Raw genomic sequence first — 9,200 nt, 5'->3', positions numbered from 1 at the left:
GACTTGCCGGCCCCGGGGGCACCGGTGACGAGCGCGATGGCCCCGGGGGCCGGGGCACGGCCGCCCGGCCCCCCGGGGCCGACCAGGTGGCGTCCGAGGGCGCGAAGCTGCGCCTCGCGGCCGACGAAGGCGGGTGACTCCCAGGGGAGTTGGGCGGGACGCGGCAGGGTCCGCTGCACCGCGGCGGCCGGCCGCCTCGATGCGGCGGGCTCGCGGGGCGGGGCCGGGTTCGGCGCGCCGGAGCCCAGCAACTCCTGCTGGAGGCAGCGGAGTTCGGGCGAAGGGTCGAGGCCCAGCTCCCGCGCGAGGTCGGCCGCGTACCGCCGGTACGCGGCCAGGCCCTCCGCCCGGCGCCCGCTGCGGAGCAGGGCCGTCAGCAGGTGCCGCACCAGGCCGTCGCGCAGGGGAGTGGCCCCGACCAGGCCGATGAGCTCCGGGACGATCCGCTCGTGCCGGCCGGCCGCCAGCTCCAGCTCGAAGAGCCGCTCCAGGGCGGCCAACCGCTGCTCCTCCAGGCCCGCGGCGACGGTGGCGAGGGCGCGGCCCGGCAGGCCGCCCGCTGTGCCGCGGGCTCGGCCCGGTGGCCGCGCGTACGGCTTCGACGGCCTCGGCACCGCGGGCGGAGGCGAGGCCGGCAGGACGGTGGAATCCGGGTCCTCCGTGGGCCGTTTCTTTCGGCGGCCGGCGGTCGGGCGACAGGTTTTTTTCACACCACTTTGCGCGCGGGTGCCGCGAGCTGACGTCCTCGAGGCTGTTGATCGGCTTCGAGGGGGGTCTTCGGCGGACAGCGCACCAGGAGGCGGACGTGGTCGGCCTGGGCGTCGTACTCCCATGGCCCGGTCTCGACGTTGTCGCAGGCCTCGCGTGTGGCCTTCTCGCGCCGCTTGGGCGTGGTGTCGTCGAAGACGTCCTTGCGGCACTTCGTGACGAACGCCGAGTGTGCGCGCGGATCATCGTGGGTGACGTGGCGACCGGTACGGATACCGGGGTTCAGCGCCCGGCGCGGCGCCATGCCCCGAGTCCGATAGGATCGGTCGTCGGTTTCGGAGAGGGGGTGGGCCCGGTGATCCGTGCGTACAAGTTCCTCATGCGGCCCACCGTGGGCCAGCAGCAGGCATTGGCCGAGATGCTGCGGGACCACTGCTCCCTCTACAACGGGGCGTTGCAGGAGAGGCGCGACGCCTACCGGCATGTGTCCAAGACGTCCGTGAAGTACGGGACGCAGTCCGCGCAGCTCAAGGACATCCGGGCGTTCGACCCGCAGTGTCAGGGCCGCTGGTCGTTCTCCTCGCAGCAGGCGACGCTCCGCCGTCTGGACAGGGTGTTCGCGGCGTTCTTCCGCCGGGTCAAGTCCGGCGGGACGCCCGGTTACCCGCGCTTTCGCGGGGCGGGCCGGTTCGACACGGTGGAGTTCCCGAAGGACGGGGACGGCTGCCGCTGGGACTCCGCCGCGCACGGCCCGGTGACCCGTGCCCGGTTCCAGGGTGTCGGGCATGTCAAGGTCAACCGGCACCGGCCGGTGGCCGGCAGGATCAAGACCGTCTCGGTGAAGCGCGAGGGCCGAAAGTGGTTCGTCGTGCTGACCGCCGAGCAGGAGAAGCCCGAACCGCTGCCCGCGGCCGGCTCCGCGGTCGGCATCGACCTGGGTGTGGCCAACTTCCTTGCCGACTCGAACGGCGGGTTCGTTCCCAATCCCTGCCACGGCCGCGCCGCGGCCGCGAGGCTCGAGGCCGCGCAGCAGGCGCTGTCCCGGTTCCCGCGCCGCAAGGCCGAGGACCGGAGCGCCAACCACCGGCGCGCGGTGGAGAAGGTTGCCGGGCTGCATGGCAAGGTCCGCCGCCAAAGGCTCGACCACGCCCACAAGACCGCCCTCGAACTGGTCCGTGCGCACGACTTCATCGCGCACGAAGACCTCAAGATCCGTAGCATGTCCCGCGCCGTCGCACCGAAGCCGGGCCCCGGGAGGCCGGGCGTGTCCCCGCCCGACAGCGCGGCGGCGAAGTCCGGGCTCAACCGCTCGATCATGGAGGCCGGTTGGGGGGTGTTCCTCACGATCCTCACCGGCAAGGCTGAAAGCGCCGGCCGGGCAGTGATCGCGGTGGACCCCCGCAACACCTCGCGCCAGTGCCCGCCCTGCGGACACACCGCCGCGGAGAACCGGCCCACGCGGGAGAGGTTCCACTGCGTCGCCTGCGGCCACACGGCCCACGCCGACACGGTGGCGGCAGTCAACGTCCTACGGGCCGGGCTGGTCCGTCGCGAGGCCAACCCGGCTTAGCGAGAAGCCCCCGGCTCCAGCCGGGGGAGGAGTCACCGTGGCCCAGTACTCCTACCGGGCGATGGCCTTCACCCCGTGGCGGCTGAACCCGTGGGTCTTCGCCCGCCGCCCCGGACAGCGGCCGACCACGAGGGGCCTGCGGCGCGGCGCCGCCGTACCGGTGAACAGAGCGGCTCCGGCTGGGCCGGGCAGGGCGCGGAGGCGCCTCGAGGGCCGGCCGCCTGGCCGGTCCGGGCCCGGTCGGCGGGAGCGGGGTGGAGTCAGGGGACGTAGAGGCTCCGGGCGCCGGTGGCGCTCTCGTCGTCACCGGCGCTGATACGGCCGAGCTCCTCTCCGTCGCAGTCCGGTCCCGAGTAGAGGGTCACGGCCGTGTCGGTGTTGTTGTCGACGATGCTGGAGTCCTCCAGGGGGTAGCAGCCGGAGGGGTCGGTGTAGACGTCCGCGTTGTTGAGGTAGAGGTTTCCGGTGGCCGCGGCGGCCGGGCCGACGGGCAGGACCAGGGCGGCAGCGGCCATCAACGGGACGCCGAGGGCGGCGCGGCAGGTGATTCTCACAGCATGTGTATAGCCGTTCCGGGCCGGTGCCGTGGCCGGGACGGGCAGGGCCCGCCCTCGGAGGGCGGGCCCGCTGGGCCGGACGCCGGGTGCCCGGCCGTTGCCGCCGGCCTCGCGCCGGGCGATACCGGGACCGGCCGTCACGGCGGCGCGGGACGGCGCACGCCGTCGGCCCGAGGGCGACGAGCGGCCGGAGGGGCGGCGGCGTGGCCGGGGCCGGTGCCGTGGAGCGGGGCCGTGCCGGCGGCGTACCCGGACGGCCACCCCTCGGCGCGACCCCGACGGTGCCGGCCGGCGTGCCGCGGGGACACCGGCCCCCGGCGGGCGCCCTGGCGCGGCGGGCGGCGGCGGGAGCCCTTGGGTATCGGTGCCGGCGCGCTCACGGCTCCCGGGGCGGTTTCGGCATGAGCGGGTGCCGGAGCGGGAAACTGCCGACCATGGGGTTCCTTGCGCGGCCGCGGTTCCACATGCCGTTCCGGTGCAGGCTCAACCCGCACGTCGATCGGGCCCGCGCGCACGCAGGGGAGTGGGCCGGGCGGATGGGCATGTTCGACGAGGAGTACCTGCGGTGGCCGGAGCGGTGGAGCGAGGAGGCGTTCGGCCGGGCGGACTTCCCGCTGTTCGTCGCCCTGACCCACCCGGACGCCGACGCCCACGAGTTGGAGCTCGTCACGGACTGGCACGTCGCCTTGTGGTTTGTCGACGATCTTTTCCTGCCGCTCGTCCGGCGCGACCGTGACCGGGCGTCGGCCGAGGCCCGGGTGGAACGGCTGATGCGGTTCCTGCCGCTGGACGGCCTCCCGCGGCCGCTCGTCCCGGACGATCCCGTGGAGCGGGCCTTCGCCGACCTGTGGTCCGGCACGGCCGCGACCATGACCCCGCCCTGGCGCGACCGGTTCGTCGGCAGCGTGCGGCGCTTCCTGGACGGAGTGCTGTGGGAACTCGACCACGTCGACCACGCCGTGACCGACCTGATCGAGTACCTCGGGGCCCGCCGCGACTTCGGCGGCCTGCACTTCACCGCCGTGCTGATGGAACACGCGGTCGGCGAACTCCCGCGGCACGTCCACGAAAGCCGCGGGTTCCGCACCGCCCTGGACGCGTTCGTGGACGGTGTCAGCCTGCACAACGACATCGTGTCCTACGACCGGGAGGCCGACGAGGGCACGGTCGCCAACAACGGTGTGGAGGTGACCCGCAAGGTCCTCGGAACCGACCGGCGCGGCGCCGAGGACGTCGTCAACGCCCTGCTGGCCGCCAGGGTGGACACCCTCGCCGAGGCCCCCGGGACCATACCCCCCGACGCGGTGGAATTCGTCGCAGCCCTGCAGGAGGCACTGGCCGGTTCCTACCGGTGGCACGAGCTGACCGGCCGCTTCGGCCGGACACCCTTCGGAGCCCTCGCGAAACCCCGCGGGCTGGGCACCTCGGCGGCCTACGCCTTCCAGCCCGCGTCCTGGGCCGCGACCCATGGATGACGCCGGTGGGGCACCCGCAAGGAGAACGAACGCCCCCGCCACCCCTCCCCGGACCACCGGAACACCTGGTACTTCCACCGAACTCCGGCCGCCCGGCTCCCGCGGACGCCGATGACCTCGACTATCGGACCCGGACGCAGTCCGGCCGCATCCCGCCGGAAGCGGTCACCCGGTTGCCCGGGCGCGGCCATGCCGAGGAGGCGGTCACCCTGCTGCTGCCGCACCTCGACGGCTGTTCCCTCACCCACGCCCCGGCCGGCGTCGCCGTCGTCGACCGGCCGCGACGACGAGGCCGCCGAACCGCTCGCCGCCCGGATCCCGGCCGGACACCGATGCGACGGCCCGTGGCGCCGCCACCCCGACCCCGACACGGAGATCGGCTGGCTCGCGACGGTCTACGAGCGCCGGGGCCGCGTCGACGACGCCATCGTCCTGCTCCGTGCCCGCGAGACCACCTCGACCAACAACTGCGACCAGCCGGCCGACCTGCCTACGTGAGCGCTGCTCGTCTCGCACTCCCGCGCCTTCGCCAACGCGTCCCGCCAGTACCCGAAACGTTCCCTCGCGGACAATCCGTCACTTTGGGGGCGCACTCTTCGTTCGTGCGGACATCCCGCCCTTCCGGACATCCTGTCCTCGCCGAACAGGCGAGGCACTCCCCGATGTCATTCTCACGCCACCGTCAGGTCCTGCGACAGCGGCTGAGAAGGGCGCCAAGGTGAACCCGCACCGCCGCCCCGGTCCGAGCCGGAAGGCTATCGGTCCTCGGACCGCCCTGCCGGGGTGCCGCGCGCCGTCCGCGACCTTGCGGTTCTCGCTTACCGGTGGTCTCGCTGTCCCGCCGGCGCCGCTGCCGCACGATAAATGACGCCGCGAGCCCGCGAGCTTGCGCGCGCCGGGCAAGACGGCGGGAAGACCACACGAGCCTTCGGACGCACATCGGGTCGAGGCCGTGACGTCCGCCCGGATCCGCACCAGCCCCTTCGACTCGCACACGCGCTCCGTAGGAGGCTTCGTCCTCGGCATCGCGACCGGCCTCCCTAAGGAGGACGTGCTCTGCCCCCGGCGCCCCATCACCTTTCAGCGTCGCCGTCCAACCCTGGACTCCGGTACGCACCTGCACCACCCACCGGCACGTCGGACTGTGTGGACTTCCTCCTGCACGCCTCGGTGCCGGACACCTGCTGTGCGCCCGGATCACGCTCCGGCTTCGATACGCAGCACCTTGACGTCGTGCCAGGCGTCCCACTGGTCGTCCGGCCCGTTCCGAGAGAAGCGCCGACGCCCCGACGGCGTGAGCAGGTGCGAGGGGAACGGTGCGCGCCAGGTGGCCACCGTGGTGACGCGGGAGCCCGCAGGCCGATGCCTCAGCAGGTCCGCGACCTCGGGTTCGGCGGCACTGGAATACATGAAGTAGACGTTGGGAGCGAAGACCGGGCCGTGCGTGATCAGGGCGGCGGTGAGGCCGAAGTCGTCCGTGAGCCGGGTGCGGCCCTCCGCACCGCGCAGCAGACCGGGCGGGAAGTACGGTGGATTGCTGATCAGGACGTCGTGCTCACCGAGTCGTGGCAGCAGGTCCGGGTGGAACCTGCCTTGGACGAGGCGGACCACCACATCGGGGTTCCGTTCGGTGAACGTGCGGGAGTTCGCTTGGGCCTGCCGCAGGGCTGCCGGGTTGTAGTCGAGCAGGCACAGCCGTCGGACGTCGGCGCCGGTGGCGATTCCGAGGCCGAGGACACCCGTGCCGGTGCCCACGTCGAGTACGCGGGCTTTCGGCGGCACCAGGTCTGACACGGCGTTGACGAAGCGGAAGGCGTCCAGGTTCGGCTGGTAGGTGGCATTGTCGGGGTACCACCTGACCAGCAGGTCTCCGTACGTCACGGTCACCGCGTCGGCCTGCCCGCTGCTGAGGGCCGGAAAGCAGTCGGCGAGCAGGGAACGGACGGGCCGGCGCCGGATGCCGGGCGAGGCGCTGTCCTGCCCTGGGAGCCGGGTGGTCAGGGTCGAGAGGTCCGGGGCCAGGTCGAGTTCGGCCGGCCGCCCTGAGCGGTCGGGGGTCGTTGTCATTCTGCTCCTCTTGATGGGGGGTGGGGACGGGCCGTGCGCTTCGCTCAGAGGGCTTCTAGTCGTTCCAGCCGCTCGCGGACGTCCGCGACGGACATCGGTGTCACCGGGAGCAGCCCGGGTGTGTCGCGGGTGGCCAGCGAGTACGTGCGGCGGGGGGCGCCCTGGGCGACGAGGGTGACGGTGGTGCGTCCCCTCGTACCGGAGGCCATGTGGAACATCTCGCAGCGCATGTCGTAGGTGGTGCCCGCCGGCAGGGCGCCCTCCCAGGCCGGCAGCAGGGTCCGTTGCTGCGGTACGGCGTCCTTGGGGTTCTGGGGCACGGTCAGGCGGTAGACGTCGACGGTCCGTGCCCCGGTCGTGGCCGGGGCGGCGTCGACGAACAGCCGCGTGCGCAGCTCACCGTGCAGGACGGTCGAGGCGAAGTCGAAACGGTGGTTGTGAATGGTGCCCCAGTCGTCGTCCTCCTCCCACCACACGTCGATCTTGATCAGGGCCCCGCAGGCGTCGCGTAGCAGGATGAGTTTGTCGAAGCCCATCGGGTGTCGCAGCGCGACGGCGGCCACCGTGGTCAGGAGGTCCTGGTCACGGAGGACGTGCTGGACGATCCGGCGCAGGGGCAAGGTCTCGGCGAAGGCCCTCAGCGGGGCCTTCCACGCGTCGTTGCGGGTGTGCCGGTCCAGGCCGACCGCGTTGTACAGCGGCTGGAGCTGGGTGTTGGGGATGGTCCACATGTGGTCTCCGTCGGGATGTCGTGCCGACCGGTCGGCGGTGGCGGTCACCGGGGCGGGTCAGCCGGGATGCCGGGCGAGTGCCGCGGCGAGGTCGAGTCCTGTCCAACGGGCGGCGAATGCGAGCCGGTCGGCTGCCAGGGACTCCCCGTCGGCGGTGGCCCGGGCACCGTGGCCGGCCCCGAGCGCGTTGTGCAGGATGGTGGGGCGCGTGCCGTCTCCGGCGTCCTGGAGGGCCGCGCAGAACTTCCGGGAGTGCAGCGGATCGACCCGGCGGTCCCCGCTCCAGAAGCTGATCATGGCAGCGGGATAGCGCACGCCGGGTCGGACGTTGTGCAGCGGTGACTGGCGGAGCAGGACTTCACGGTCCGCCGGATCGTCGGGATTCCCGTATTCGGCGGTCCAGTTGCGGCCCGCACCGGAGAGGTGGAACCGGAGGAGGTCGGTGACGGGTGACGTGATCAGCGCTGCGGCGAACAGGCCGGGTTCCCTGGTGACGGCCGAAGCGACCACGAGGCCTCCGTTGGACTCGCCCTCCCCGGCGAGTCGGCCGGGGAGGCAGATTCCGTGGTTGAGCAGCCAGTGGGCGGCCGACAGGTAGTCGCGGACGCTCACCGCTTTGCCGTCGCCGGTTCCCGCGCGGTGCCAGTCCGCACCGAGTTCCCCACCGCCGCGCACGTGGGCGACGGCGTAGGTGCCGCCTGCTGCGATCCAGAGGTTGGGGGCGGCCATGTAGCGCGGGACGAGCGCGGTCCGGAAACCGCCGTAGACGAAGAGGATGGTGGGGGCCGCGCGTCGCAACAGGCCAGGTCGGCCGAGCAGGGTCAGCGGGATCCGGGTGCCGTCGAAGCTTTCGACCCCGGTGGCGATCTGCTCGACGTCGGGCGCGTCGTCGGATCGGGAGGTCGGCTGGTGGAGGTGGGCCTGCCGGCCGGTGAGATCGAGGTGGTGGACGGCCGGCGGGCGGTCGTAGCTGGTGGCGGTGTACCAGAGGTGGCCGGGCCGCAGCGGGTCGGTGGTGAGGCCGCCGATGGAGTAGAGCCGGTCGGTGGCGGAGAGTACGGTCGTCCGGTTGCCTTGGCAGAGCCGGAGATGGATTCCGGTGGCGGTGCCGGTCTTGGCGACGAGGGTGTCACCGGAAGCGGGTCCCGGGACAGGGAGGGGGAGGAAGCCGAGCAGGTGTTCGCCCGGGGGTAGAGGGAGCGGTACGGTCCGGTTCCGGAGTCGCGCGGGATCGTGGATGTGGATCTTCCCGGAGGCGATGTCGGCGCTCGTGCAGTGGAAGAGCCGTCCGTCCGACGAGAAGCGGGCCAGGACGCGACTGCCCCGGCTGCGGAGCGTGGGCACCAGGCGTCCTGCCGTGGCGTCGGCGCTCGCTCCGACGTATTGGGTCACGGTGCCGTCCACGGCGTACTGGAACAGGCACAGCCATCGGCCGTCGCGGGAGGTGGCGATGCTCAGCCGGCGCGCTTCGGGGTCCGCCCCTTCGACCAGGACCTGTCGGACGCCAAGATCGCGGGTGTCCAACCAGCACAGCTCGGGCCGCGGGCCGTCGGTGCGGACGAAGAAGAAGGCGTCGTCTGCGTGCCAGGCGAGCGAGCCCGTCGAGTAGCCGTCGAGCGGGACGGGCCGTTCGGTACCGGTCGCGGTGTCGATCAGCAGGAGCCGACTGTTCTCCTGGCCCCGCTCGGCGAGTTCCACCACGACGGCCCTCCCACCGGGGGAGACGTGCCAGCCGGTGACCAGTTGCCCGGACTCCCGGTTCCGCGTGGTGGAGTCGAAGAGTCGAACCGGTTCGGCCCCGGTCACGCTCCGGTCGCGCCGGAAGACGGCGTACCTCGTGCCGTTCGTGTCGCGCGACGCGAAGAACTCCGTCCGGGCGCGCCAGACCGGCGCGGTGACGGTGTCGTAGGCGTGGAGCCGGGCCAGCTCCGTGCGCAGCCGTGACCGGTCCGGAAGCCCGGCCAGTAGGTCGGCACACAGGCGCTGCTGGGAGGCCGACCAGTCGGCTACCTGCGCGCTCGCGCCGTCCTCCAACCATGCGTACGGGGAGGAGGCTTCGTCCGGGGCGGTCGTCATCGGTTCTCCTCCTCGG

At 72.7% G+C, this 9,200-nt stretch carries 9 protein-coding genes; 3 read left to right on the top strand and 6 right to left on the bottom strand.

Annotated features, from left to right (window positions below):
• On the bottom strand, positions 1–614 hold a 614-nt coding region (locus ACFVU7_RS39240; RefSeq protein WP_388050880.1), incomplete at its 3' end, for an AfsR/SARP family transcriptional regulator.
• Positions 615–706: 92 nt separating this feature from the next.
• Complete coding sequence (locus ACFVU7_RS39235; RefSeq protein WP_388050877.1) at positions 707–1,012, bottom strand: transposase; 306 nt, start codon at positions 1,010–1,012, stop codon at positions 707–709.
• A gap of 51 nt (positions 1,013–1,063) precedes the next feature.
• On the opposite strand from ACFVU7_RS39235, the gene ACFVU7_RS39230 reads away from it, so the two are divergent.
• Positions 1,064–2,278, top strand: a complete 1,215-nt coding sequence (locus tag ACFVU7_RS39230) for an RNA-guided endonuclease InsQ/TnpB family protein (RefSeq protein WP_388050885.1) — start codon at positions 1,064–1,066, stop codon at positions 2,276–2,278.
• 260 nt (positions 2,279–2,538) lie between these two features.
• On the opposite strand, the gene ACFVU7_RS39225 is transcribed toward ACFVU7_RS39230, so the two are convergent.
• Complete coding sequence (locus tag ACFVU7_RS39225) at positions 2,539–2,832, bottom strand: hypothetical protein (protein WP_388050874.1); 294 nt, start codon at positions 2,830–2,832, stop codon at positions 2,539–2,541.
• Between the two features lie 539 nt (positions 2,833–3,371).
• Here ACFVU7_RS39225 and ACFVU7_RS39220 point away from each other — a divergent pair.
• On the top strand, positions 3,372–4,310 hold the full coding sequence (locus ACFVU7_RS39220; RefSeq protein ID WP_388050871.1) for a terpene synthase: 939 nt from the start codon (positions 3,372–3,374) through the stop codon (positions 4,308–4,310).
• 189 nt (positions 4,311–4,499) lie between these two features.
• Complete coding sequence (locus ACFVU7_RS39215) at positions 4,500–4,808, top strand: hypothetical protein (RefSeq protein ID WP_388050868.1); 309 nt, start codon at positions 4,500–4,502, stop codon at positions 4,806–4,808.
• Positions 4,809–5,507: 699 nt separating this feature from the next.
• Here ACFVU7_RS39215 and ACFVU7_RS39210 read toward each other — a convergent pair.
• From ACFVU7_RS39210 to ACFVU7_RS39200, 3 genes are read right to left on the bottom strand one after another with little or no spacing between them, the layout of a single operon-like run.
• Complete coding sequence (locus ACFVU7_RS39210) at positions 5,508–6,377, bottom strand: methyltransferase (protein ID WP_388050866.1); 870 nt, start codon at positions 6,375–6,377, stop codon at positions 5,508–5,510.
• 44 nt (positions 6,378–6,421) lie between these two features.
• Positions 6,422–7,108, bottom strand: a complete 687-nt coding sequence (locus ACFVU7_RS39205; RefSeq protein ID WP_388050863.1) for a hypothetical protein — start codon at positions 7,106–7,108, stop codon at positions 6,422–6,424.
• 57 nt (positions 7,109–7,165) lie between these two features.
• Entirely contained in the window at positions 7,166–9,184 is a 2,019-nt protein-coding gene (locus ACFVU7_RS39200; RefSeq protein WP_388050860.1) for a prolyl oligopeptidase family serine peptidase, read from the bottom strand.
• Positions 9,185–9,200: the final 16 nt, after the last annotated feature.

The sequence above is a fragment of the Kitasatospora sp. NPDC058046 genome (assembly GCF_042885595.1).
Classification (GTDB): domain Bacteria; phylum Actinomycetota; class Actinomycetes; order Streptomycetales; family Streptomycetaceae; genus Kitasatospora.
Note: the sequence above shows the minus strand (reverse complement) of the source record. Positions and strands in the feature narration are given on the sequence as shown.